The sequence below is a fragment of the Litorilinea aerophila genome, assembly GCF_006569185.2.
In the GTDB taxonomy this organism is placed as follows: domain Bacteria; phylum Chloroflexota; class Anaerolineae; order Caldilineales; family Caldilineaceae; genus Litorilinea; species Litorilinea aerophila.
This window is the reverse complement of sequence record NZ_VIGC02000004.1, coordinates 227,550-252,293: the sequence shown is the minus strand read 5'-3', so window position 1 is coordinate 252,293 and position 24,744 is coordinate 227,550. Positions and strand designations below refer to the sequence as shown.

The window sequence follows — 24,744 nt, the reverse complement described above, 5'->3', positions numbered from 1 at the left end:
ACACCCTCGTCATCGCCGTCAACGGCGTGGAGCAGGACCGCCTCACCAGCTCCGGCCAGCTCTGCGGACCTGAATCCGGCAACCTCCAGGTGACCAAGACCGTGGACTGGAACGGCTTCCCCCCGGACGCCACCCAGTCCTTTGAAATCTGCATCACCGGACCCGCCTACCCCAACGGCAACTGCCAGTCCATCGGTCCCGACGGCGGCATCCTCTCCTGGAACAACATCGCCGTGGGCGCCTACACCATCACCGAGACCGACGCCGGCACCGCCTGGACCACCGTCATCTCCGGCTCCCCCGCCACCGTCACCGCCGGTGCCACCGCCAACGCCTCGGTCGCCAACACCCACGACGCCTTCTCCCCCCTCTCCCTGGCCGAGCTCTGCTCCGACAACCCGGACATCTCCCGCCGCTGGCAGGTCACCAACCCCAACCCCTACCCCGTCACCTTCACCTACCAGCTGGAGGGCACCAACCAGTCCGGCTCTGACACCGCTCCCGCCAACGGCACCGTCGAGCTCTCCACCAACACCGAGGGCTCCAACACCCTCGTCATCGCCGTCAACGGCGTGGAGCAGGACCGCCTCACCAGCTCCGGCCAGCTCTGCACCGGACGCATCATCGTGATCAAGCGCACAGTGCCGGAAGGGGCGGCGGGCCAGTTCAGCTTCACTGGAGATCTGGGCGAGTTCGACCTGGGCGATAGCGAGTCCCACGACTCTGGCCCCCTGCTCCCCGGCACCTACCAGGTGGCCGAAGCGCCTCTGCCCCGGGGCTGGACCCTCCAGGAGGCCACCTGTGATGACGGCAGCGAGCCCGGCAGCATCGACCTGGCAGCAGGGGAAACGGTGACCTGCACCTTCGTGAACGCGCTCCACGACCTGGCCCTGGTGAAATCCCTGCCGGAGGTCTTGACCACCATCCGGCCCGGGGATGCGGTCACCTTTACCATTCACGTCACCAATCAAGGGGGAGACACGGCCACCGACGTGGTGGTGGTGGACTACATCCGGCCCCAGGACTTTACCTTCAACCCGGCCGACAATCCCCAATGGACCGTGGGCGCCAACCATCCCACCATCCTCATCCCGTCCATCGGGCCGGGCGAGACGGTGAGCGTGCCCATCATCCTGCGTGTCTCGCCGGACGTTTTAACCAGCCGCTCCCTGGAAAACTGCGCCGAGATCTACACCGACTCCCGGCTGGACATCGATTCCACACCGGGCAACTACACGCCGGATGGTCCCGTGGAAGATGACAACAGCTGTGTGGAAATTCCGGCTACCTTCGTGGAGCCCCTGAACCCCACCGGCCTTGATCCCCGGGATCAGCCGCCGGCCCCGGGCACTCAGCGGATCTTCCTGCCGCTGGTACAGCATTGAGGGCGGAAATAGGCCAATGGATGCAGGCTTGGTGTGTGGTACGTAGTACGCAGGTCACGCAAGGGCGGGTGACAGAGGACCGCGGTAGAGGCGTACGGCTGTGCGCCTCTACCGCGCATTTTCTGCGGATGAGAGCGGCGGACAGCGCGGACAGGAACGGGGCTCATTTTCCCCTGCGTCGCTTGCAGGTATAATTCGTCCATAGGGATTAGACCCTGCCGACCGAAACCCATGCGATGACAGCCACGAGGAGGACTCCCATGAACAAAGCCGCAGCCAGGGTCGGGCTGGTCCACGGCCAGGACCGACGCGCCAACGTCTACCAGGCCCTGGATCTGGTGCGCGAGGAGGTGATCCCACGGCTTCGGCCCCAGGTCATGCTGAAGCCCAACTTTCTGTCCAGCACCAATCAGCTGGCCTCCAGCCACCCCGACGCCCTGCGGGGCGCCATCGACTTTTTACTCAGCACTCCGGAGCCGCCCCAGGAGATCCTCATCGCCGAGGGAGGCAACGAGAAAATCCCGGGGGAGGCCTTTCGCAACTTCGGCTATCACGCGCTGGTGGACGAGTACGACGTGCCCATTCGCCTGGTGGACCTGAACCAGGAGACGGAATGGGTAGAGACGCCCATCATTCTGGCCGACCACAGCGAGACCACTGTGCGCATGCCCAAAACGGTCCTGGATTGCCCCTGCACCATCTCCATGGCCGTGGCCAAGACCCACGACGTCTGTGTGGTGACCCTGGCCCTGAAGAACATGATCATGGGCACCATCTGCAAGGCGGACCGGGTGAAGATGCACGGCTTTCCCAGCCACCCCGAGCGGCGGCTGCCCGACGAAGCCCGCATCCTCAACATCAACCTGATCCGTCTGGCCCGCTTCCTGAGCCCGGACATCGCCGTGATCGACGGCACCGACGGCCTGCAGGGGAACGGTCCGGGCGGGGAGGACGCGGTGCCCGGCTTCGGCGTGGCTGTGGCCAGCGTGGATGTCTTCGCCGCGGACGCGGTCATGGCCCGGGCCATGGGCTTCGAACCCCTGGAGCTGGGCCTGCTCCACTACGGCCATCAGCTGGGCATGGGCGTGGCCGATCTGGCTCAGATTGAAGTCCGGGGGACGCGGCTGGAAGAGGTGATCACCCCCTTCAAGCCCCACGAAAAGACGCCCTTGCAGATGCAGTGGCACGAGCCGGCAGCCGCCCGGTTCCTGCCGGCCTGACCTGCCGCGGCCTGAAGGGGGTACGTGGAGCAGTGGGCGCCCTACGCACCACCCATCACTCCCAGACCAGGGCCACGCCCGTGTAGGTCTCCGGCTGGTGGAGGAGCCCTTCGTAGGCTTCCCGGATCTGGGTGGGCGGCAGGCGGTGGGAGATGAGCGGCTCGAGCTGGAGCTTGCCCCGCTGGATCCAGTCGAAAATCATCTGTTGCTTGCTGTACTGGGAGGGGCGTTTGCCGATGTCCGGGTACATGGGCAGCAGCCACTCCAGCGCGCCCCGCACGGTGATCATGCGCAGGTGCACGTCCGAGAGGAGATCGGTCAGGTCACCCGGCACCGAGACCCGGGGCGTGCCCAGCAGGATGATCTGCCCGAAGCGGGCGGTGGCCCGAAGGGCCTGCATCACCACGCCGCTGTGGCCCACCGCGTCCACCGTGATGTCGGCCCCCTCGCCGCCGGTCAGTTCCAGGATCTGGGCCTGGACCTCCTCTGGCTGGCCGCCTACGGTGGTCTCAATGCCACAGCGGCCGGCCAGCTCCCGGCGATGGGCCACCGGGTCCACGCCAATGACCCGGCAGCCCCGGGCCTGGAAGAACTGGGCCGCCAGATTCCCCACCATCCCCAGGCCGAAGACGGCCACCCAGGGATTCTCCCGGATTTCGGCCACGAAGAGCACGGTGGCCGCTACCCCGGCCATGCGGGAAGCAGCGGCCAGGACGCCGTCCATCTCCTCTGGCACGGGCACCACCAGGCGCTGCTGGCTGTAGCGCAGGGCCGAGGCATGGTTGCCGTAGGTGAAGACCCGCTGCCCGGGCCGGGCCCGGGTGACCCGCTCGCCCACGGCCCGCACCACCCCCACGTTGGCATAGCCCGATTTCCAGGGATACGTACACCACTGGCCCGGCTGAAAGACCTTGGGCTCACGGCCGGTGTAGTTGGCCAGTTCAGTCCCCGCGCTGATGAAGGTGTATTGGGTTTCGATCAGGAGCTCATCCGGGCCGAGGGGCCCTTCCTCTAGCTCCGCCTCCTCGAGCACCACCTGGTTTTGACCGGTGACCACAACCTGCCGGATCTGCATGGGAAAACCTCCGCTCTGTTGGGGTGTGGATATTGGGATGTGGATCGAATGGGAAATCTCTGGCATTGCACCAGCCCGGCGCCGCAGCGGCGAATGGGTGTGATGCCCGGCGGGGCCATGGGCCCCAGCGGGTGAAAGGTATTCCCAACCGACAAGACACCTGCACCACGCCCATTTGGGCCAGGCACGGGCCGGTGTTATACTGGGCGGTCCGTGCCACGCAGCGGGCATAGAGCTTTTGGCCGGGTCCGCTGCGTCCCTGCGGGGACACCTTCCTTTTGCCATACACCCACAGGAAATCCGGGAGCGGCTGGAGCCATGCGGTTGTTTTGGGAATTGACCTTGTTGGCTGTGCGACGCCAGCTCACCTATCGGGCTGCCACCCTGGCCGGGCTGATGACCAACCTGTTCTTTGGCCTGCTGCGGGCGGTGGTGCTCATGGCCCTCTACGGCGCCCGGGAAGAAGTGGCCGGCATGACGGTGCAGGATGCCATCACCTACACGGGTCTGACCCAGGCGGCCATCGCCTACCTGAGCATCTTTGGCTGGTACGACCTGATGGACTCGGTCTACACTGGCCAGGTGGGCGCGGATCTGCTCAAGCCGCTGGGCTATTTTCGCTTCTGGCTGGCGCTGGACCTGGGACGGGCGCTGGTGGCGCTGGTGACTCGGGGGCTGAGCATCCTGCTGCTCTACGCGCTGGTGGTGGACCTCACCGTGCCCCAGGGCATGGTCCAGTGGATGGGCCTGGCCGCCGCGCTCTTTCTCTCCTGGCTGGTCAGCTTCGGCTGGCGCTTCCTGGTCAATCTGGCCTCCTTCTGGACGCCCAACGCGCGGGGGATCGGTCGCTTCGCGTTCGGCAGCGCGTGGGTGCTCTCCGGCTTCTTCATGCCCCTGCGCTTTTTCCCCCAGTGGTTCATCGACCTGAGCCACCTGACGCCATTTCCCTCCATGGTGAACACGGTGATTGAGGTCTACCTGGGTCTGCTCCAGGGGCCGGCCCTGCTCCAGGCGCTGGCCGTCCAGCTGGCGTGGGCGGCTGCGCTGGCGCTTCTGTGTAGCCTGGTCTTGCGGGCCGGCCTGGGTCGGCTGGTGATCCAGGGAGGGTGAGATGAACACGGATTGGTAGGTCCGGTCTCCTGGCCGGACATCCGCACCCAACGGGGTGGGAATCCATGTCACCCAGGGATGCGTGACCTGCGGATCATGCCGATTTTTCCTCCCCCGCGATGCCATGAAAGTGCATGAAGCACTCAGATGCCGACCCAGAGGGAACAGCGCCGCATCGGAGGATGCTCCCTCCGCAAACGGCCAACCATCGCCACGCGAAGTCGGCATCTGAGAATGCCGGTCCAAACGAAACAGAGCAGCGTCCAGAAGGGGTTGTGGCAGGCGCCCCATGTTGGCGAGGACAAAAGTGGAGCAGATTATCACCTGGTGGCGTTTCCACCTCACCATCTACCGGCGGCTGATCGGCGTGCAGATTCGGGCCCAAATGGAGTATCGGGCCGCGTTCCTGCTGGAGGTCTTCGCCACCATGACCACCCTCTTCCTCTTCTTCCTGGCCCTGGCCCTGGTGCTCCAGCGCTTTGGCAACCTGGGAGGCTGGCGGCTGGGGGAGGTGGCCTTCCTCTGGGGCACGGTGGAGATGTCCTTCGGCCTCATGGACCTGATCTTCAGCGGCTTTGACCCGGGCCGATTCGGCCAGCGGGTGCGCCGGGGAACCTTCGACCAGCTCCTGCTGCGGCCGGTCAACATCACCGTCCAGGTCCTGGGCGACGAATTCGTGTTGCGGCGGCTGGGCCATGTCTTCCAGGGGGTGGCCATCTTTGCCCTGGCCGTCTACCTGGCCGACATCCAGTGGACCTTGGGCAAGATCCTCTATCTGCCGTGGGTGGTCATTGGCCTGATCTGCTTCTTTGGCGGGCTCTTCATCATGGGCGCGACCATCACCTTCTGGACTGTGGAGTCCATCGAGGTGGTCAACATCCTCACCTACGGCGGCAGCGAAATGATGCAGTATCCCATGCACATCTACCCGGACTGGCTACGTCGCATCGTCACTTACATTGTGCCGGCCATCTTTCTCAATTACTACCCGGCCCTCTACTTCCTGGATCGGCCGGATCCCTTTCACCTGCCGGCCTTTGCACCCTTCCTGTCGCCGGTGATCGGGGTGGGCACCCTGCTCCTGGCCCTGGCCTTCTGGCGCTTCGGCATCCGCCATTACCAGAGCACGGGCACGTAGGCGGACCGGGTCTAGGCGCCTTTGGGGTGGAGGGCCCGGTGCACTGCCTCCGCCATGGTCTGGATGGTGAAAGGTTTTTGGAGAAAGGGAAATTTCGCATCGGACGCCCGAACCGGTGCCCCATGCAGGCTGGAGGTGTAGCCGGACATAAAAAGGACGGTTAGCCCCGGGTGGAGGGCTTGCAACCGTTCGGCCAGCTCTGGGCCGCCCATTTCGGGCATGACCATGTCACTGAGCAGCAGATCGATGTGGGTGTTGGGGTCTTCGGCCAGCTTCAGGGCTTCGCTGGGGCGGCCCGCAGCCAGCACGACATACCCCAGATCTTCCAACAGCGCCCGGACCACATCCAGCACGGCCGGCTCATCCTCCACCACCAAAATGACCTCGCCATTGCCCTGCGGCACATCGGCTTCGGCGCGGACCTCAACCAGGGTATCGCCCCGGTATCGGGGCAGATAGATTTTAAAGGTACTTCCTTGTCCCGGCTCGCTGTATACATGGATGAAACCATCATACTGTTTCACAATGCCGTACACAGTCGCCAACCCCAGCCCGGTTCCCTTTCCGATTTCCTTGGTGGTGAAAAACGGTTCGAAAATCCTGCTCAGGATGTCCGGGGTCATCCCCATGCCGTTGTCAGCCACCATGAGCAGCACATACTCGCCAGGCACGGCATCGGGATGCCACCGGCAATAGGCGTCGTCGATCACCACGTTGCTGGTCTCGATGACGATCCTGCCGTCCCCGACGATGGCGTCCCGGGCATTCAGACAAAGGTTGCTGAGAATCTGGTGAATCTGGGCAGGGTCGACCCGAACCGGCCACAGATCCTGGCCGGGATGCCACCGGAGCTCTATCTGCTCGCCGATCAGCCGCCCCAGCATGTGGAGGTGGGCCTCTACCGCCTCATTGAGATTCAGAACCTGGGGAGCGTTGGGCTGCTGGCGGGCAAAGGTGAGGAGTTGCCGGACAATATCCGCGGAGAGTCTGGCCGTGTCCAGGATCTTGAACAGATCCTCGGAGAGGGGATGGTGGGCAGGCATCCGATTCAGGGCAAGCTCGGCCCGGAGGATGATCACACTCAGGAGGTTGTTGAAATCGTGGGCAACCCCGCCGGCAAGCCGGCCAATGGATTCCATCCGTTGGGCCTGCAACAGCTGGGCTTCCAGATGTTTCCGTTCGGTGATGTCCTGGGAAGCGCCAAAGATACGAATCACCCGCTGGCCCGAATCGTCAAAGACCGGCTGGGCGTAATCCCGCAGCCAGCGTACCTGGCCATCGGCGGTCATCCAGCGCATCTCGCACACGTCGCTCTGCCCGCCGGCCACCTTGCGGGCATGCTCCCGGGCGATGGGCAGGTCCTCGGGCAGGACCAGGCTCTGCCAGCCGCCCCGGGCGGTGACCTCCTCCAGGGTCAGCCCAAAGGTGTTGGTGAAAGATTCGGTCACCCATTCGCCCCGCAGGGTTCCGTCGGGCAGCACCTGAAAGATGTAGGCGTAATCGGAGATCAGGTTGGCGATGATCCGATTGCGGGTCTCGCTCTCCTGCAGCTGGGCCGTTCGCTCGGCCACCCGGCGTTCCAGCTCGGTTGACAGATGCCGCCGATGGAGCAGGCTTTCCACTCGCGCCTCCAGCTCCAGGGGCTCCACCGGCGAGAAGATCAGCTCGTCCACCACCTGGCCCAGATGGGCGCGCGCCAGCGCCCGGTCCTGGGGTGTGGCCACCAACAGGCAAGGCAGAAAGTGCGGCTGTGCGGCTGCCTTGCGGGCCTGGAGCCGTGCAGCCAATCGCGCCAGGGTCGGGCCATCCAGGACACAAAGGTCGAAGGGAACCTCCAGCCCACCGTCTGGGGAGACAAGGAGCTGATAGGAAGCTCCCAGCAGATGGCCCAGGCGGTCACGTTCCCGGCAATCATCCAGCAACAGCAGGATACGAGACATGAAAAGAACCCTGGTTTTTCTGTTCGAGGAGGCAAAGTAAGGGGCTAAGGCACACCTGCCGTCACCTCCACATCGGGGTTGGTGTCCTGACGGCCAGTTTAACAGACAAAGGGGCCCCTGGCAACTGTCAGTCTGGGTACAGCCTGGCGTCCACCTTTGGGGGACGGCGACGAATGGGGTATCATGGCTGGCTCTACTGCACAAAGGTCAAATGAGGACGCTGACCCACGCAGATGAACGCTGATTCGGGTTAGGTTTTCCTGCGTTTCGTTGCGCCTCTGCGTTCAAAAATGCCCTTTTTGCAGGAGAGTCATGGCTGCATTGCACCCCAGAGGGCACAGAGAAGGCCCAGGGGGGGAACGGGATCACAAGAAGCGCCAGTAGAGAGCAAGGGGGAAGGATGACACCCATCATCCACGTGGAGAACCTCACCAAACACTTTCGGATCCGCCGCCATCGGCCGGGCCGCTGGGGTACCCTGCGCCGGCTCGTTTCCCGAGATTTCGAACCGGTGCGGGCGGTGGACGGCATCAGCTTCACCGTCCAGCCGGGCGAAATGGTGGGCTACCTGGGCCCCAACGGCGCCGGCAAGTCCACCACCATCAAGATGCTGACGGGCCTGCTGGTCCCCAGCGGGGGCACCGTGACCGTCGGCGGCTTCGTCCCCTGGCGCCAGCGGGAACAGTACGTGCGTCGCATCGGCGCCGTCTTCGGCCAGCGCACCACCCTCTGGTGGGACCTGCCCGTCATCGAGTCCCTGGAGTTGTTACAGCACATCTACCGCATCCCGCCGGATCGCTTCCGCCAAAATCTGGCCGAATTTCGCCAGATGCTGGAACTGGATGCCTTCATCCACGCGCCGGTGCGATCCCTCTCCCTGGGCCAGCGCATGCGGGCCGACCTCTGCGCGGCCATGCTCCACGATCCGCAGCTTCTCTTCCTGGATGAGCCCACCATCGGCCTGGACGTGGTAGCCAAAGATCGGATCCGCCGCTTCATCGGGCAAATCAACCGGGAACGGGGCACCACCGTGGTGCTGACCACCCATGATCTGCAGGACGTGGAGAAATTGTGCCGGCGGGTGATGATCATCGACCACGGCCGGCTGCTCTTCGACGGGAGCCTGCCCGACCTGCTGGAACGGTTTGGCGCCCATCGGGAGATGGTGGTGGATCTGGCCGAGGAGTACGACGACGTCTCGGTGCCTGGCGCGGAGGTGGTGGAGCGCCAGGGCCTGCGGGTGACGTACCGCTTCAGCCGGCAGGCGCTCTCCGCCTCGGAGCTCATCGGGCGGCTGTCGGCCCGCTACCGGGTGCAGGACCTGAGCGTGCGGGAGCCAGAAATCGAGTCGACCATCCGCCGCATTTACGAAAACCGCCATCCCCGCACGTAGGCACAGTTGCGAGCCGCGCATCCGTCGCCACCCCTTCACCCACCGGGGGCGGTCACCACCGGTAGGGGTCGCCCCCCGTGGCGGCCCGCTTCGGGCGGGCACAGGGGCCCGCCCCTACGGGACACCGGTACCCTCCCAAACGACACCCGAAATCATACCTATCGGCTGGAAAGATGCGGGGTGGTTTGACCGGACCTGGAGATGGTGATATACTCGCGGCCAAGCTGCGCGTGGACCATCACCCTATCTCCCCCCTCTTACCCTGACCAACAATGGAGAAGGTTGTGGATCACCCGAAATTGCTACTCTATGCGGTGCTGCTGTGCGCTTGCCTTTCGTTGATGGGTTGCCAGCGCAGCGAAGCTCCGTCGCCCACCCCGCCCGCCCCCCAGCGGATCGAGGTCCCCGTCACCGTTGAGGTGACCCGCATCATCACCCAACAGATTGTGGTGGAAGCGACCCCCACGCCGCCCCAGGCGTGCCGGCCCGAAAGCCTGGATCAGGCCGAAGAGATCCGCATCGGTGCCATCGTGCCCCTCTCCAAACCGGGGGCAGCCCGCTACGGCTTCAGCATGCAGGCAGCGTTGACCATTGCCGCCACCGACGTCAACGACAGCGGCGGCATCCAGGGCAAACCTGTGCGCCTGATCACCTACGACTCCGCCGGGATTCCCGAGCGGGCCGCGCAGTATGCCCAGCGCCTGATCACCCAGGACTGCGTCAGCGCCATTGTGGGCATCTTCCACAGCAACGTGGGCATGGCCGTGGCCCAGGTGGCCCACACCTTCGGCATCCCCCTGGTGGTGGCCGAAGCCCGGGCAGATGAGATCACCGCCCAGACCCTGCCGGAGGTCTTCCGCATCGGCCCCACCAACAGCATGGTGGGCCGCTGGCCGGCAGAGTGGATGGCCAGCACCGGCGACCGCAACGGAGACGGCCGCCTGCTGGCTGTACTGCTGGCCGAAAATAGCACCTACGGCCAGATCCTGGATGAACGCCTCCGCCAGTGGCTACCCCAGTTCGGCATCGAAACCCAGACCTTGCCCGTGGACCTGCCCGCCGACGACTTCACCTCGGTCATCGCCCGGATCGTGGCCATGGATACCCTGCCGGACGCCATCTTCCTGCTGGTGCAAGGGGAGTCGGCCCTGAACCTGGCCCAACAGCTCCTGGGGGCCGGCATCGGCCCCCAACGGCAGACGGTGTTGGTGATGAACTCGGTGGCCCTGAACAGCCCCCTCTTCTGGCAACGGGTTCCCGAAGGGACGGGCACGGTCGTCGCCCGGGTGGGCGCCTGGGAGTCCACGGTGGGCGAGATGGGACGAGCTTTCGCCGGCAAATACCGGCAGTATTTCGACACCTGGCCGGAAGGCTATGCCTTCACCGCCTACGATAGCCTGCGCCTGGTGGCGGACGCCCTCAACCGGGCCACCACGCCGGCCGGAGACGACCTGATCAGGGCCCTGGAGGAGAGCGACGTGGAGCTGGCCGGCGGCCACTACTACTTCCCCTACGGCCGGGCCAACCCGCCCGACGGTGAGACGGTGCCGGCCTACATGTGGCACCAGTGGCCAGACTACCCGCTTCTGTTCCTCCAATACACCGAAGCCGGCCAGGATGCAGCGGCCATGCCCATCATCTGGCCGGAGAAATACCGCACGGAAGAGGCGCCCGCCAGCCGCTAGTACAGTCTGGCGTCAATCCCACGGCAGAAGTTCCAGGTGCCCTCGGGGCGCGCTCCCTCTGTGGAAACGAGCGGCGAATTTCTGCCGGGATTTACGAGCCCACCCCTCAGGTGGCGGCCAGGATTCCCCGCACCGAGCTCCACGTGAACCAGAAGAGACAGAGCAGGTAGATTCCCACGCCCAGCCAGGTGAAGCCACTTCCGTCTCCCCAGTACATGAGGAGCACCGACAGCAGGCCCAACAGCCCCGCCCCCAGCAGACTCTTCTTGTTCACCGCAGTATGCAGGTCTTCCGGGTTGTGGATGGGCTGGGGCGCCAGGATGCCCTGCTCCTGCAGCTCCTGCGCCGAAGTCGGCTCGATGATGCGATAGCCCCCCCGGACGTAGTGGAGCAGGCGGGCCAGGCCAAAGCCCACCGGCCCAGTCTGGGGGCGTACCAGCACCACCGAGGTCTCCAGCTGCCCCGCCAACCGGGCCGGCAGGTTGCCAAAGATCTGCTGCCTCAGCCAGCTCTCCCGGGTTGCGCCCAGGATCACGCAGTCGTGCTTGCGCGCGGCCTGGACCAGCACGTCCAGCACGTTGCTACCCTCCACGCCCCGCAGGCTGATGCGCATGTCATCCAGCCCGGGGTGGGCCTGGCGATAGGCGTCGATCTGGGCCTGGATCTCGCCCAGGAGCGCCTCCCGCCGGGCCTGCTCCGTGCCCGGAGCGAAGACGTGGACCACATCCACCTCGCTGAAGCGGGGATCGGCCAGGAGGTGGACGGCCGCCAGGGCGTAGGGCGTCTGCAGAGGATCCGCAATGGGCACCAGGAAGCGGTTGAAGGGCGGCGGCGGTGTCTGCTGCACCACCATGACCTGGCAGTTGACCTGGTGGATGATGGTGTCGATGTTGCTGCCGATGTAGGTGTTGGGATTCCGACTGCGCCCCCGCCAGCCCATGATCAGCAGCCGGACCTGGCGCTCCCGGGCCGTCTGGATGATGGCCTGGGCCGGCTGATGGGCGATGCGCACCAGGACCTCTCCCTCCACGCCTTCGTCCTCCACCATCTGGAGCGCCTGGTCGGTGAGGGCCCGGCTCTGCTCCACGTAGCGGCGGCCGGCGGAGAGGGGCAACTGGGGCGGCACCGTCACCACGTGCAGCAGCAGCACGTAGCCGTCGTTTTCCCGGGCGGCCTGGATGGCCGGCCGCAGGAGCACCGGCAGGGAATCGGGGTTGGCGATGGGCACCAGAACGGCGTAGCCCTTTTCCGGCTGGGGAACCGTGCGCCGCTCGGCCCGCATGATGGGCGTCCGGGTGCGAGCTTCCAGCCGCTTGCGGGCGTAGAAGTAGTAGATGCCCAGGCCGATCAAGATCCAGGCGCCGGTGAAGTACCAGGCCACGGCCGAATAGTGGAACATGAAGACAGCCAGGAAAAGCTCGGTCACCACGCCCAGGATGGGAATGACCGGGAAGAAGGGGGTCAGGTAGCCGTAGTGAAGCCGGTCGCCGTACTTGTTGCGCAGGGTGATGGCCGCCAGGTTCACCTGGAGGAAGAGGAGCAGGAACATGATGTCCGCAGCCGCGGCCACATCCTCAATGGGGATGGCCACGGCCATGAAGGTGATCAGGGCGCCGCTTACCATCAGGGCCTGGTATGGCGTGCGGGTGCGGGGATGGATGGCCGCGAAGAGGTTGGGCAGGTTCCGGTCCCGGCCCATGGCAAAGGAGACCCGGGTGGAGGAGAAGGTGGTGGCGTTGAGCGCGCTCATGGTGGAGAGGAGGCCGCCGATCAGGAGCAGCACCGTCCCCAGGGGCATGAACTGGCGCGCCGCCTCGGCCACGCCCAGCTCCGCGTGTTCCGCCAGCCACTGGTAGGTGGGGATATTCGTGTCCGGGTTCACGGCGCCCACCGCCACAAAGGCCACCAGGATGTAGATGGGAATGACGATGGCCAGGGAGAGGAAGACCGCCCGGGGCAGGGTCTGGCGGGGGTTCTTCACCTCCTCGCCGGTCTGGACAATGATCTCGTAGCCTTCGAAGGCGATGAAGGTCAGCCCCATGGCGCTCAGGATGCCGATCCAGCCGTTGGGGGCAAAGTTCTGGAACTTGTCCAGGTAGATGGGGTGGCGGTAGATGGCCCACAGGCCGCTGACGATGAAGATGCCCAGGACCACCACCTTGAGCACGGTGACGATGTTGCCGGCCGTGCCCGTCTCGGAGACGCCCCGGAAGTTGATGGCCACAAAGATGAGGATGATGGCCACCGCCACCACCTTGTGGAACCAGGGGGTGTCCAGGCTGGCGGGCAGCATCCCCAGCTCGGAAAAGACCAGCACCAGGTAGGAGCCGAAGCCCAGGGCGTAGAGGCTGCCGGCCACCGCGTGGGCAAACCAGCTCATCCAGCCGGCCAGGAAGGCGTTGGGACCCGGCAGCCCTTCCCGCACCCACAGGTATCCGCCGCCGGCCTCGGGGATGGCCGAGCCCAGCTCAGCGTAGACCATGGCGGTGAAGAGGGTGATGATGCCGTTGAGGGCAAAGGCCAGGATGAGGGCCGGCCCCGCCGCGCCGGCGGCGATGCCGGTCAACACGAAGATGCCGGCGCCGATCATGGCGCCGACGCCGATCATGGTGACGTCGAACAGGGAGAGGTCCCGGCTCAGTTCGGTTTGGGGCTGTGACATGAGGGATCTCCAAAGTTGCCAAAGCGCCAGAGGCCCGGCTCAGTGCTGGGCCAGGGGAAGCTTCTGGACGACCTCGATAAGTGCGGTGAGGTAACCGGTGGCGAAGGCCCGGCCCCGGTGTCCCCACGGCGTGTCGTTGATCATCTGGGGCACGTGGTCGTCGATGATGAAGCCGGTGAAGCCGGCCTCCTTCAGGGCCATCATGACCGCCAGGGTATCCAGGTTGCCTTCGCCCAGGAAGCACTCGTTGAAGCAGGTGGCCGTGCCCTGCACATCCCGGAAGTGGACGTAGACGATCTTGCCCCGGGGGCCAAAGTAGCGAATCCCCTGCAGCACCGTCTCCATGCCGCCCATCTCCGACCAGCAGCCGATGCAGAAGTCCAGGCCATGGTTGGGGCTGTCGAAGGTATCCATGGCCCGCTTGAACCCTTCAAAGCTATGGAAGATGCGGGCCACGCCGCCCAGCATGGGCACCGGCGGGTCGTCCGGATGGAGGGCCAGGGTGACGCCGGCCTCCTCGGCCACCGGGAGGATCCGCTCCAGATAGTAGACGTAGTTGTCCCACATCTCCTCGGCGGTGTACACCCGGCCGTGGGTCAACTGGTTGGGGTCGTGTTCGGCCAGGTTGAAGCGGGTGGCCCGGGCGCCGCCCCGCAGGGTGGCCGGCTCGGGCGTGCGCCACACCCGGCTGGGCATCCAGTGGTAACCCAGGATGGGGATGCCGGCCCGGCCCATGTTGCGGATGGTGTTGGCCATGTGCTGGATCTGCTCGTCTCGGCCGGGCAGCCCCAGCATGACCTTGTCGTAGAAGTGCACCGGGACATTCTCCAGGGCCATGAGGCGCAGCCCGGCCCCCTCGGCCCGCTCCCGCAGGGCCCGCAGGTCCTCATAGGCCCACTCCTGCTCGCCGGGCAACTTGGGAGTGTTCATCAGGAAATCCCGGGCCCCCAACTGCTGGATGTAGACCAACATCTCGTCGGTCAGTTCGCTGAACTGCCCGACCCCAATGCGCATTCCCTCCGACATGGTTGCCTCCTTTATGATTGCCTCGTTCCCAGGCTCTGTCCATGACCTTGGCGCGCCTGACATCTGCGCCGGCCAGAGCCAATTATACATCACATGCCAGGACGCCAGCAGACTTGCCCCGAAGTCGCCTCTGCTTTACACTTTTGGCCGACCGGCATATTGTCCATCGCCCTGTCCATCATTCATCCATTCACCCTGGAGCGTGCCCCATGGATCTGCTGGCTGCCCTCTTGATCAGCCTCTTTGCCGCCGTCATCCCCAACCTGTTCTACGTGGCCATCTTCTACTGGGCCGACCGCTACGAGCGGGAGCCCCTCTGGCTGGCCAGCCTGGTCTTCATCTGGGGCGCCATCCCGGCCATCATCGCCAGCCTGGTGGGCGAGATCCTGATCGGCAGCCCTTTCATCGACGCGCCGGGCAGCGTGGCTGAAGCGGTGATGGAAAGTGCCGTGGTGGCGCCGGTGGTGGAGGAGCTGGCCAAGGGGCTGGTGCTGCTGATTATCTTCCGCTGGATGCGCCAGGAGTTCGACGGCCTGCTGGATGGGCTGCTCTACGGCGCGCTGGTGGGCTTCGGCTTTGCCATGACCGAGAACTTTTTCTACTTTGTGGGGGCCTTCGACCAGGGGGGCTTTGGCCACCTCTCCCTGATCATCTTCCTGCGGGCCGTGATCTTCGGGCTGAACCACGCCTTCTACACCGCCCTGATCGGCATGGGCCTGGGCCTGGCCCGCCACGCCACCCGACGCAGCACCCGGCTGCTCTACATCGGCCTGGGCCTGCTGGCCGCCATCCTCACCCACAGCCTCCACAACCTGGGCGCCAGCCTGGCATCGATCAACGCCCTGGGGCTGCTCCTGAGCCTGATGGTGGCAGGGGGTGGCTTCGGCCTGATCCTGGTGGTCACCGTGCTGGCCTGGCAACACGAGCGCCACACCATCCGCACGGAGCTGGCCGACGAGGTGGGCGATCTGCTGGCGGAGGAGGAGTTTCAAAGTCTGACCCGCCAGCGCTGGCGGCGCCCCTTCCGCCGGCGGCCCCAGGCCGAACGGGACGCGGCCCGGCGCAGGCAACTCTGCGTGGAGCTGGCCATGCGCAAGCACCGCCTGCGCCTCCTGGGGGCGGAGCGGGAGCCCGAACTGCTCCAGGACATCCAGCGCCTGCGGGAAGAGCTCCGGGAAACCCGACCCTCCCTGGCCTGAGCCCTAGCCCACCACTGGCCCGGCAGGCCAATCGGGCAACCCCATCAAACAGAACCAATCAAGGAGCCCAATCAAACGGGAGCCCTGCCAGCACACTGCCGACAGGGCTCCCACTCCCGTCTCGTCGTCCTGCCCGGGGCTTCCCTACAGCTCTCCGGCCTCTTGAGCCAGGCTGCGGGCCTGGCCGATCAGGTCGGAATTCAACACCCGCTGCACCGGCCAGCCGATGATCTCCGCCACCGCCTCGGGCGTCAACCCGGCCAGGTCGGCGAAGGTGCGCACGCCCGCCTCCTGGAGCCGGGCGGCAAAGACCGGGCCAATGCCCCGGATGCGGGTCAGGTCATCCGCGGCGGCAGGGGCGACAGGCGTCTCCACCACCGGCGCGACGGGCGTGGCGGGGGGCTCCGCCGGCGGGGGCGAGGTCTGGGCGGGGCCTTCGGCCGGCCCCGTGGAAGGCCTGGGGGCTGGCGCCTGTTGCAGGGCGCTTCGCCCACGCCGCAGCCAGGGCAACAGCACCGCGCCCGCGCCCGCCGAGGCCACCAGCAGGAAGTAGATAAAGGCCAGCCAGCGGAAACAGCTCCCCAGCGCCCACAACACCGAGCCGCTCCCCGTCAACAGCAGCGTTCCCACTGCAGTGGCAGCCACGGGGCGCAGGGTCATCTGGGTGTAGCCGGCGACGCGCTCGCCCACGGCCCGGCCCACCGCCGCCCATCCCACCACATTCAGGGCCAGCAGCAGCAGGGCCGGGATCAGGGCCACCGGCGCCAGGCAGAGGGTGATGCCCAGGAGCAGGGCCAGGAAGAGCAAGACCAGGTTGCTCAACAGCCCCAGCGCGAAGCTCAGGGCCGTCTCCGCCTGCAGGGTCCTGTCCACCCGCTCCACCACATCGGGCCAGGCGCTCATGAGCAATACGGCCGCCCCCACCACGATGGCGGTAAAGGCCACCGCGGCCATCAGCCGCAACAACAGGAGCAGGAGGAGGCCCCCGAAGGAGCGGGGCTGGCTGGCCGCTTCCAGCGCGCCGTTGGCGCTGGAGGGGAGCTCCTGACCTGAGAGCAGGGGCAGTTGGAAACGGGGCCCCCGCACCAGGTTGCCGGCCACAAAGGCGCCCTCTTCCTGCTCAATGTCGCCGTTGAGGACGCTGACATCGCCCCCCACATGGGCAGAGCGCCGTAGCCGGACATGGCCGCTCCAGGAGGCGATGTTGCCGCTCACCTCGCCCGCCACATCCACGTTGCCGCTGAAGGCCGCCACGTCCCCTGTCACCACGGCGCCATCCGCCACCTGGATGTCCCCGCTATAGACGATCAGGTTGCCCTGAATCCGTCCGCCCGGGTGGACGGTGACATTGCCGCTGTAGACCACCACATCGCCGTCCAGGGTCTGGCCGGCCTCCACCACCAGATCCCCCTGGAAGATCTCCCGCGCGCCGTCCGTTGGGATTGGCATGGGCTGGCCGGCCCACGCGACCCTGGCCATGCTGCCCCACGCCGCCGGTCCTGCTGCCGGAATTTGGCCGGAGAAGGGCGGCCGGACGGATCCTTGGGCCAGTGTCGGGGCCGATCCACCGGTGATCTGCCACCAGCCCGAATTACCCAACCAGAGAGCTGCGGCGGCCACGACCAGCACCGCCAGGAGCCAACGCCTGTTTTGTCCAATCTGTTTCATCGTCTACCTCGATCTCACGTTCCAGGATGGCGTCCCCACCGACGGGGGACAGAAACCGGATCCCAGGTTGCACTCAGCCAGCATGGGCCTCACCCTTCAGCCCATACCCCCGGCTCCACCTGGGTGCTACGGCGCAGCAGCCGGGTCCACAAACCCAGGATCAGGAAGGCCGACAGCAGGTACATTCCACAGAGCAGCCGGACCTGGGGGGTTGCCAGTAAGCTTATCACTGTGGCCCGCAGGGCTGCAAGCCCTTCGCTGGCTGCGGCGGACCAGTAGGCCACCCAGTGCACCAGGTGGACCAGCCATTCCGCCTGCTGGAAGAAGAGGAAGGTCACCAGCAGGTAGGTGCCGCCCAGGGCCGTGAGCCAGAGCAAGAGGGAAAGGAAGGCAATGCCCGTGCCCAGCCACAGGCGCTGTCGCCTTGTCTGCCGATCCAGGCGGGCCAGCACGTTGGCCCGAAATTCGGGCGGGGGCTCCATGGCCGGCACGGCCCGCAGCCGTTCGTCCATCTGTTGCCAGCGCCGCCACTGGGTGGCCAGCGTGGGGTAGGTGGCCAGGTAGCGCTGAAAACGGGCCATTTCCGCCGGCTCCAGGGCCTCATCCAGGGCCAGGGACATGAGCAGGCTAAACTCGGCGGCCTCGGCCGGCGTAGGTGCCGGGTAGCCGCCCACCCCGGCCGGAGCAACGGCCAGAGGACCCGGTTCCGGGTGCATGGCCCATGGGGCATCATTTTTCGGCTCGTTCATGGTTCACCTCGGTTGTTTCACCTCAATTGTTCTCCCCAATTGTTGCACCCAATTGTTCCACCCTGGGCAGCTCTCTGGGACGGTTCTACGATCTGCCACCCTGCCGCCTCAAAGCCACCCGCCAGCCACGGCCATCTGCAGGCGCCGGGGCTGGGAGTCTGGCTCCTCTCCGGCGGCCTGGCGGTGGCGGTCGGGTTGGGGCTGGCCTGGGGGCGGCGCAGCCGCGGACTCCTGTTCCAGATAGAGCCGGGCCATCTGTTGGCGGGCCCGGAAGAGGCGGCTCTTGACCGCGGCCACGGTCAGCTCCATGGTCTGGGCGATCTCCTCGTAGCTGTATTCCTCCCAGTAGCGCAGGATCAGGGGAGTGCGGTACTCGGGCGCCAGTTGCGCCAGCAACTGCTGGACGATCCGATGCTGCTCCTGGGCCAGGGCCTGATTTTCCGGCTGGGGCAGCTCGCCGGCCAGATTCTGCAACACCGGATTTTCGTCGATGGACAGCTTCTTCACCCGCCGTTTGCGCAGGCGGTCGATGCAATGGTGGTTGGCAATGGACAGCAGCCAGGTGCTGAACTTACGTCCCGGCTGGTATTGGGCCAGGTTGGCATAGGCGCGCAGGAAGGTTTCCTGGGCCGCGTCCTCGGCCTCCTGGGGATTGCCCAGCATGCGATAGGCCAGGTTGTACACAGGTCGCTGGTACGCCTCCACGAGGCGACCGAACGCTTCCCTGTCTCCTTGCCGGGCCTGTTCAAGCCAGCGTGCTTCCTGGTCATCCATGTCGCTTTCGTCCTGCAATGTCCCCGTTGCTTGTATGGCCTCGGGATCCAGGCCCCGGGGCCAGATGGATGATGGCCAGATAGACCAACACCCTATACGTGAGCGCGGAAAGAAAAGTTTCAGGCGGCCACCTGGCCCACGGGGGGCTCACCATCTTGACGGATTCAAGCCGGGTGCCATCCGCGCCGTGGAGTGCGTTTCAACGCACTTGGGGTGCCCCAGCCCATGATTTCAATCATGGGCCCAGGTTGGAGAGATTTCTGCCGGACTGGACCGGGCGTTTTTGTTCCAGGGGTGAACCCTCGTTTATAATGAATCATCAGGCGGCGAGGGCGAAGCGTGCTTCGCCCTCCCTAATTGTGTGACGTCTACAACCATCGAAGGACCAATCCCATGCGACTGACTTACCCATTCTCGGCGATCGTGGGCCAGGAGCGCATGAAACGTGCCCTGATCCTGAACGCGATCAACCCCCAGATCGGCGGCGTGCTGATCCGCGGCGAACGCGGCACGGCCAAATCCACCGCGGCCCGGGCATTGGCCGCCCTCCTGCCGAACATCGAGGTGGTCCAGGGTTGCCGTTTCGGCTGCGACCCGGCCCGGCCCGACCTCTACTGCGACGAGTGCCGGGAACGTCTGGCCCGGGAAGGCCAACTGCCGGTGGAAACCCGGCCCACCCCCTTTGTGGACCTGCCGGTGAGCGCCACCGAAGATCGGGTGGTCGGCACGCTGGACATCGAAAAGGCCATCCAGCGGGGCGAACGCCACTTCGAGCCCGGCGTCCTGGCGGCAGCCAACCGGGGGGTTCTCTACGTGGATGAAGTCAACCTGCTGGACGACCACGTGGTCGACCTGCTGCTGGACAGCGCGGCCATGGGGGTCAACGTGGTGGAACGGGAAGGCATCAGCTTCCAGCACCCGGCCCGCTTCGTCCTGGTGGGCTCCATGAACCCGGAAGAAGGCGACCTGCGCCCCCAATTGCTGGACCGCTTCGCCCATGCCGTGGATGTGGTGGGCCTCACCGACGCCGCGGAGCGGGTGGAGATCCTGCGCCGGCGCATCTACTACGAGCAGGATCCGGAAGGCTTCCGCGCAGCCTACCAGGAAGCCGAGGCGGAGCTCTGCCAGCGCATCACCGCCGCCCGCCAGCGCTACGACCTGGTTCAATACACCGACAAGGACATGTACACCATCGCCGCCCTCACCGCCAGCTTCCGGGTGGACGGCCACCGGGCGGACATCGTCATCCTGCGCACGGCCCGGGCCCACGCCGCCTACGAGGGCCGGCTGGCCATCAACGACCGGGACATCCTGCTGGCGGCGGAACTGGCCCTGCCCCACCGCATGAAGAAGCAGCCCTTCCAGGAAGCTACCCTGACGCCGGAACAGCTCCAGAGCAACATGCGCCAGGCCCGGGCCGAGGCCGAACAGGCCGCCGGCGAGGAGCAGCAGGAAAGCCTGGAGATCCAGGGCAGCGCAGCCGCGGCCGATGAAAAAAAAGTATAGAGGGCGATGACTCTGACGTCAGCGACGCGGCTGACGCCGGCGAAGGCGGCATCGCCGAGCCGGATGCCTCCCCCCAGCAGAGTTCATCGCCCGGAGACAGCAAAGGGGCCCGCAAGCCAGTCCAGATCGGCGAGACCTTCGAGGCCAAACGCTTCGATACCCCCCTGGACAAGATGACCCGGGAGCGGGCAGGCAAGCGATCCTACACCCGCACCGAACGGAAACGGGGCCGCTACATCAAGGCCCGACCCGCGGGCGATCGCCCCGAGGACATCGCCTTTGACGCCACCCTGCGCGCGGCCGCACCCTACCAGAGCCAGCGCCGGGCCACCTCGGACAACGACCTGGCCCTGAAGCTGCGCCGCACCGACCTGCAGCGCAAGGTACGGGTCCGGCGCACCGGCAATCTCATCCTCTTCGTGGTGGATGCCAGCTGGTCCATGGCGGCCAGCGAACGCATGGAGGCCACCAAAGGAGCCATCTTCAGCCTGCTGGTGGACGCCTACCAGCGTCGGGATCAGGTGGGCCTCATCGTCTTCCAGCGGGACCGGGCGCGCCTGGTGTTGCCCCCCACCAACAGCGTGGAGCTGGCCCAGAAGGCCCTGCGGGAGCTGCCCGTGGGCGGCAAGACGCCCCTGAGCAGCGGCCTCTACCTGGCCTGGCAGGTCATCGAAAACGCCCGGCGGCGGGACAGCGAACTGCGCCCCCTGATGATCCTCCTCACCGACGGGGCCGGTAACGTGAGCATGACCGGCATGCCCGCCCAGGAAGAGGCCAACCGCATCGCCGAGCTTTTCCAGCAGGCTTCCCTGCGCTCCATCGTGGTCAACATGGAACACGCGGCCTTCGACCGGGGGCTGGCCCAGAAGCTGGCCGAAGCCCTGGGCGGCACCTGTTACAACCTGCCCGACCTGCGCGCGGAGACCCTTCTCTCCACGGTAAAACGGGAGATCGAGCTGTGAGGGGGCTGGCAAGCGCAGGCAGCCCATTCAGGAAGATAGCGAAGGACAACAGCCCGAAATGAGCACGCAACCATCCAGAGCCGGCCAACAGACGAATCGGCCCGTGGTCAAGGGAAGCTGGGAAGATCTACTGGCCCAGGCCCACCAGAAGGCCATCAACTACAACGACGAGGCCATCCCCCTCTACCAGAAATTGGTCGACCGCCTCTCTCGGCTGCCGGAAAGCGCCCGCAAGGCGGGTAACAACCGCCTGCAAAACCTCCTGTTAGAGGCGGCTGGCAGTCTGCAATCCTACCTGCTCGTTCGCGACCGCTACGACGAAGTCCTGGCACTCATCCAGCAGATCCGGCAAGAGATCGACCCGGAAGACCGGGTCTTTTGGGATCACCATGAAGCCGATGTGCTGATGCAGGCAGGCCGTTTTGACCAGGCCCTGGCCCGCCTGGAGGAGCTTGCCAGGCGGGAAGGGGCCGTAGAGGGCGATTTCATCCGATGGATTTTTGCCGGGCTGGAAATAGGACGCCCGGATGCGGCCCGGAAAGGGCTTGAGGCCCTGGAACAGTTCCTTTTCTCGCCGGAGTACGCCGGGGCAGAGGAAGAGGAACCTCACCAGAGGCAGCTCCTCCTCCTGCAACAAAAGCTGTTGATCGCCATGGAAACCGGCGAATGGGAGCAGGGAATCGCCTACTACGAGGAGGCAAACCGACTCAGTTCCACGCCCCTGAACCCCTTCATAGTGTACACCCGGCTCGTCCTGCAGGGCCACTATGAAAAGGCCCTGTCCTTCATCAACCGGGATCCAGCCGCCATCCGCTCCCACTTCTGGCGGGGCTTGACCTACCGGCTGATGGGCCGCCCACGGGAAGCCCAAGAAGAGTGGAAACAGGCCGTCCGCCAGGATTTGAGCCAGAACCAGGAACGTGCCCTCCTGGAATTCACCCTCTCCCAATATTATCTGGGCGATCCGGAAGACCTCGGGCTATCCAGCATACTGAGCATCCTCCGGGAGAAGCGGGATCCGCACTGGATACTCCTGTGGTTGGCCGGCGTGGGCTGGGCAATTCGCAACAATCTGGAGTCGGCACGCACCAACATGGAGGTGGCCCTGAATCGGCTGAAAGCCCAGGGTGAGGGTCGCCAGTTCCCATACCGGCTCTGGTTCATGAGCAAAGAACTGTACACCCCCGAACAGCGGGAAGCGCTGGCGCCCCTGCACCAGACCACCCCCACCCTGAGCCCGGAGGCCCAGCCGTGACCAGCCCGTCGGTATCCCGGCCCGGCCATCCAGCCACCAGCCTGGAGCTGGACGAGTATGTCGCCTTCGCCCGGCGCCTGGCCATGGCCAGCGCCCAGATCATCCGCCAATACTTCCGGGCCGATCTCCAGGTTGAGCTGAAAGAAGATCTGTCTCCGGTCACCATCGCCGACACCCAGGCCGAAGCGGTGATGCGGGAGATGATCATGGAACGGTTCCCGGAGCACGGCATCCTGGGAGAAGAATTCGGCCATTATCAGCCCGACGCCCCCTACCAGTGGGTGCTGGACCCCATCGACGGAACCAAGAGCTTCATCAGCGGCAGCTACCTCTTCGGCACCCTGATCGCGCTGGTGGTGGAGGGCAGCCCGCGCCTGGGCGTCATCCACCACCCCATCCTGGACGATTTCCTGGTGGGCGATGGGCGGCAGACGCTCCTCAACGGCCGCCCGGTTCATGTGCGGCCCTGCGACCGCATCGAAGACGCGGTGCTCCTGAACACCAGCCACTGGAATGTCTTCAACTACCAGAATGGGCCGGCCTTCGAAGCCCTCAGCAAGCGGGTGAAGCGCTACCACAACTGGGGCGACTGCCACGGCTACTACCTGGTGGCCATCGGCGGCGCCGACATCATGACCGACCCGGTGCTCAACCCGTGGGACCTGATGGCCCTCATCCCCATCATCGAGGGCGCCGGCGGCCGGATCACCGACTGGCACGGCAACGACCCCCTGCAGGGGGACGGCATCGTGGCCACCGGCGGCACCATCCACGACGAGGTCATCCGCTGGCTGAATCCGTAAGGTAGAGACGCACGGCCGTGCGTCTCTACCTGCCTTTAGGCCGGCCGCATGTACAGGTACCAGTACGGGTGGGGCGTAAAGATGGGCTTCAGGCGCTCATCCCAGATGAAATCGCTGGGCTGGGCATACTGGCGAATGCGCTGGTCCACAGCCCGCAACTCGTCCGCCAGCTCCTGGGGTACCTGATCCCCCAACTGTTTGAGAATCTCCTCGATGCGCTGGCGGTTGCGCATCTCGAACGGAAATTCCGCCCGGCAACGGGCCCGATCCTCCCGACACTCATCCAGGAACCAGCGCAGGCTGTCCAGGCGGGCCTTCATTTCCCGCTGCAGCCGCTCGTGAAACCGGTGACGCAGGCTGTAGATCACCGAGTCCACCTGCTGCTGGAGGGCATCCAGGCGGGCCTGCTCCTCGGGGGTCAGCTGATCCCGCTCCCCTTGCAGACGCAGCAGCCGGGAGAGGAGATCCCCGCCAGTCATGCGGACCCGGACTTCCCCTTTGGGCGTTTTGGCGATAACCGTTCGGTAGAGATCGTCTTTGATCAGATACTCCTCTAGCTCGGCAGCCATGGCCTCAGCCACGGCCAGATCTACAGCCGGTTCCTCTGCCAGTAGATAGCTGTCTTTAGTCATCCAATCCACCTTTCTTAACCTGGGTAATTCTTGACCTGGGTACATGATGGAACGTTTGTGGTGTACTACGCCTTGCGGCGCAGTACGCGTCCCCTACCCGGCCCTGGGCATCAACTCTTCCGTGTCCAGCCACAGGGTGACCGGGCCATCGTTGACCAGGGCCACCTGCATGGTGGCCTGGAAGACCCCCTGCTGGACCGGTATCCCCTCCTCGGCCAGCCGTGCACAAAAGGCCTGGTACAGGGGTTCGGCCTCTTCCGGACGGGCCGCACGGGTGAAGCTGGGGCGCCGTCCCTTCCGCGCATCCGCGTAGAGGGTGAACTGGCTGACGGCCAGCACCGCGCCGCCCACATCCAACAGGCCCAGGTTCATCTTCCCGGCCTCGTCCTCGAAAAGCCGCAGGCCGGCGATCTTGCGGGCCAGGTAGGCGGCCTCCTCCGGGCCGTCGCTGTGGGTCACCCCCAGGAGCACCAGAAAGCCCCGCCCAATGGCGCTGACCACCTGCCCGTCCACCGTCACGCTGGCCTGGCTGACTCGTTGAATCAGTGCACGCATACTTCTA

At 65.6% G+C, this 24,744-nt stretch carries 20 protein-coding genes; 11 read left to right on the top strand and 9 right to left on the bottom strand.

Annotated elements, in window-relative coordinates; translation table 11 throughout:
- Both FKZ61_RS04505 and FKZ61_RS04500 read left to right on the top strand, forming a co-directional pair.
- Positions 1–1,385, top strand: a 1,385-nt coding sequence (locus FKZ61_RS04505) for a prealbumin-like fold domain-containing protein (protein ID WP_141608866.1), incomplete at its 5' end; no start/stop codon positions are given.
- 260 nt (positions 1,386–1,645) lie between these two features.
- The gene (locus FKZ61_RS04500; protein WP_170199249.1) at positions 1,646–2,605 is read left to right on the top strand and encodes a DUF362 domain-containing protein; all 960 of its coding nucleotides are present in this window, start codon (positions 1,646–1,648) and stop codon (positions 2,603–2,605) included.
- Positions 2,606–2,660: 55 nt separating this feature from the next.
- Here the strand turns inward: FKZ61_RS04500 and FKZ61_RS04495 are convergent, their stop codons facing one another.
- Entirely contained in the window at positions 2,661–3,680 is a 1,020-nt protein-coding gene (locus FKZ61_RS04495) for a zinc-dependent alcohol dehydrogenase (RefSeq protein ID WP_170199247.1), read from the bottom strand.
- A gap of 318 nt (positions 3,681–3,998) precedes the next feature.
- On the opposite strand from FKZ61_RS04495, the gene FKZ61_RS04490 reads away from it, so the two are divergent.
- Positions 3,999–4,790, top strand: coding sequence for an ABC transporter permease (locus FKZ61_RS04490; protein WP_211358405.1), 792 nt, complete (start codon positions 3,999–4,001; stop codon positions 4,788–4,790).
- Between the two features lie 289 nt (positions 4,791–5,079).
- A complete protein-coding gene (locus FKZ61_RS04485) occupies positions 5,080–5,928 on the top strand; it encodes an ABC transporter permease (protein WP_211358404.1) in 849 nt (282 codons plus the stop codon).
- 11 nt (positions 5,929–5,939) lie between these two features.
- Here FKZ61_RS04485 and FKZ61_RS04480 read toward each other — a convergent pair whose 3' ends face one another.
- Positions 5,940–7,868 carry an ATP-binding protein gene (locus FKZ61_RS04480; RefSeq protein WP_141608863.1) on the bottom strand — a complete coding sequence of 643 codons (1,929 nt, stop codon included), beginning with the start codon at positions 7,866–7,868 and terminating at the stop codon, positions 5,940–5,942.
- Positions 7,869–8,268: 400 nt separating this feature from the next.
- Between FKZ61_RS04480 and FKZ61_RS04475 the strand changes: the two genes are divergently transcribed.
- A complete protein-coding gene (locus FKZ61_RS04475) occupies positions 8,269–9,261 on the top strand; it encodes an ABC transporter ATP-binding protein (RefSeq protein WP_141608862.1) in 993 nt (330 codons plus the stop codon).
- Between the two features lie 284 nt (positions 9,262–9,545).
- Positions 9,546–10,946 carry an ABC transporter substrate-binding protein gene (locus FKZ61_RS04470; protein WP_170199245.1) on the top strand — a complete coding sequence of 467 codons (1,401 nt, stop codon included), beginning with the start codon at positions 9,546–9,548 and terminating at the stop codon, positions 10,944–10,946.
- Positions 10,947–11,052: 106 nt separating this feature from the next.
- Here FKZ61_RS04470 and FKZ61_RS04465 read toward each other — a convergent pair whose 3' ends face one another.
- Together FKZ61_RS04465 and FKZ61_RS04460 are read right to left on the bottom strand one after the other, a co-directional pair.
- A complete protein-coding gene (locus FKZ61_RS04465; protein ID WP_141608860.1) occupies positions 11,053–13,608 on the bottom strand; it encodes an amino acid permease in 2,556 nt (851 codons plus the stop codon).
- 39 nt (positions 13,609–13,647) lie between these two features.
- Positions 13,648–14,634, bottom strand: a complete 987-nt coding sequence (locus FKZ61_RS04460) for a mannonate dehydratase (protein ID WP_141608859.1) — start codon at positions 14,632–14,634, stop codon at positions 13,648–13,650.
- Positions 14,635–14,843: 209 nt separating this feature from the next.
- On the opposite strand from FKZ61_RS04460, the gene FKZ61_RS04455 reads away from it, so the two are divergent.
- Complete coding sequence (locus FKZ61_RS04455) at positions 14,844–15,833, top strand: PrsW family intramembrane metalloprotease (protein ID WP_170199243.1); 990 nt, start codon at positions 14,844–14,846, stop codon at positions 15,831–15,833.
- A gap of 144 nt (positions 15,834–15,977) precedes the next feature.
- Here the strand turns inward: FKZ61_RS04455 and FKZ61_RS04450 are convergent, their stop codons facing one another.
- The 3 genes from FKZ61_RS04450 to FKZ61_RS04440 all read right to left on the bottom strand — a co-directional run bounded on the left by FKZ61_RS04450 (position 15,978) and on the right by FKZ61_RS04440 (position 19,024).
- Positions 15,978–17,282 (bottom strand): polymer-forming cytoskeletal protein, encoded by a 1,305-nt coding sequence (locus tag FKZ61_RS04450; protein WP_170199241.1) that lies wholly within the window; start codon positions 17,280–17,282, stop codon positions 15,978–15,980.
- 308 nt (positions 17,283–17,590) lie between these two features.
- Positions 17,591–18,250 (bottom strand): anti-sigma factor family protein, encoded by a 660-nt coding sequence (locus FKZ61_RS04445; RefSeq protein ID WP_141608856.1) that lies wholly within the window; start codon positions 18,248–18,250, stop codon positions 17,591–17,593.
- Between the two features lie 108 nt (positions 18,251–18,358).
- Positions 18,359–19,024 carry a sigma-70 family RNA polymerase sigma factor gene (locus FKZ61_RS04440; protein ID WP_141608855.1) on the bottom strand — a complete coding sequence of 222 codons (666 nt, stop codon included), beginning with the start codon at positions 19,022–19,024 and terminating at the stop codon, positions 18,359–18,361.
- A gap of 393 nt (positions 19,025–19,417) precedes the next feature.
- Between FKZ61_RS04440 and FKZ61_RS04435 the strand changes: the two genes are divergently transcribed.
- The 4 genes from FKZ61_RS04435 to hisN all read left to right on the top strand — a co-directional run bounded on the left by FKZ61_RS04435 (position 19,418) and on the right by hisN (position 23,550).
- Entirely contained in the window at positions 19,418–20,530 is a 1,113-nt protein-coding gene (locus FKZ61_RS04435) for an ATP-binding protein (protein ID WP_170199239.1), read from the top strand.
- Positions 20,531–20,703: 173 nt separating this feature from the next.
- Complete coding sequence (locus FKZ61_RS04430) at positions 20,704–21,492, top strand: vWA domain-containing protein (protein ID WP_170199237.1); 789 nt, start codon at positions 20,704–20,706, stop codon at positions 21,490–21,492.
- 58 nt (positions 21,493–21,550) lie between these two features.
- Complete coding sequence (locus FKZ61_RS04425; RefSeq protein ID WP_141608854.1) at positions 21,551–22,747, top strand: tetratricopeptide repeat protein; 1,197 nt, start codon at positions 21,551–21,553, stop codon at positions 22,745–22,747.
- A complete protein-coding gene (gene hisN, locus FKZ61_RS04420) occupies positions 22,744–23,550 on the top strand; it encodes a histidinol-phosphatase (RefSeq protein WP_229964137.1) in 807 nt (268 codons plus the stop codon). The genes FKZ61_RS04425 and hisN overlap by 4 nt, the downstream gene beginning before the upstream one ends.
- Before the next feature lie 35 nt (positions 23,551–23,585).
- On the opposite strand, the gene FKZ61_RS04415 is transcribed toward hisN, so the two are convergent.
- On the bottom strand, positions 23,586–24,182 hold the full coding sequence (locus FKZ61_RS04415; RefSeq protein WP_141608853.1) for a hypothetical protein: 597 nt from the start codon (positions 24,180–24,182) through the stop codon (positions 23,586–23,588).
- Between the two features lie 93 nt (positions 24,183–24,275).
- The gene (gene dtd, locus FKZ61_RS04410; RefSeq protein WP_141608852.1) at positions 24,276–24,737 is read right to left on the bottom strand and encodes a D-aminoacyl-tRNA deacylase; all 462 of its coding nucleotides are present in this window, start codon (positions 24,735–24,737) and stop codon (positions 24,276–24,278) included.
- Positions 24,738–24,744: the final 7 nt, after the last annotated feature.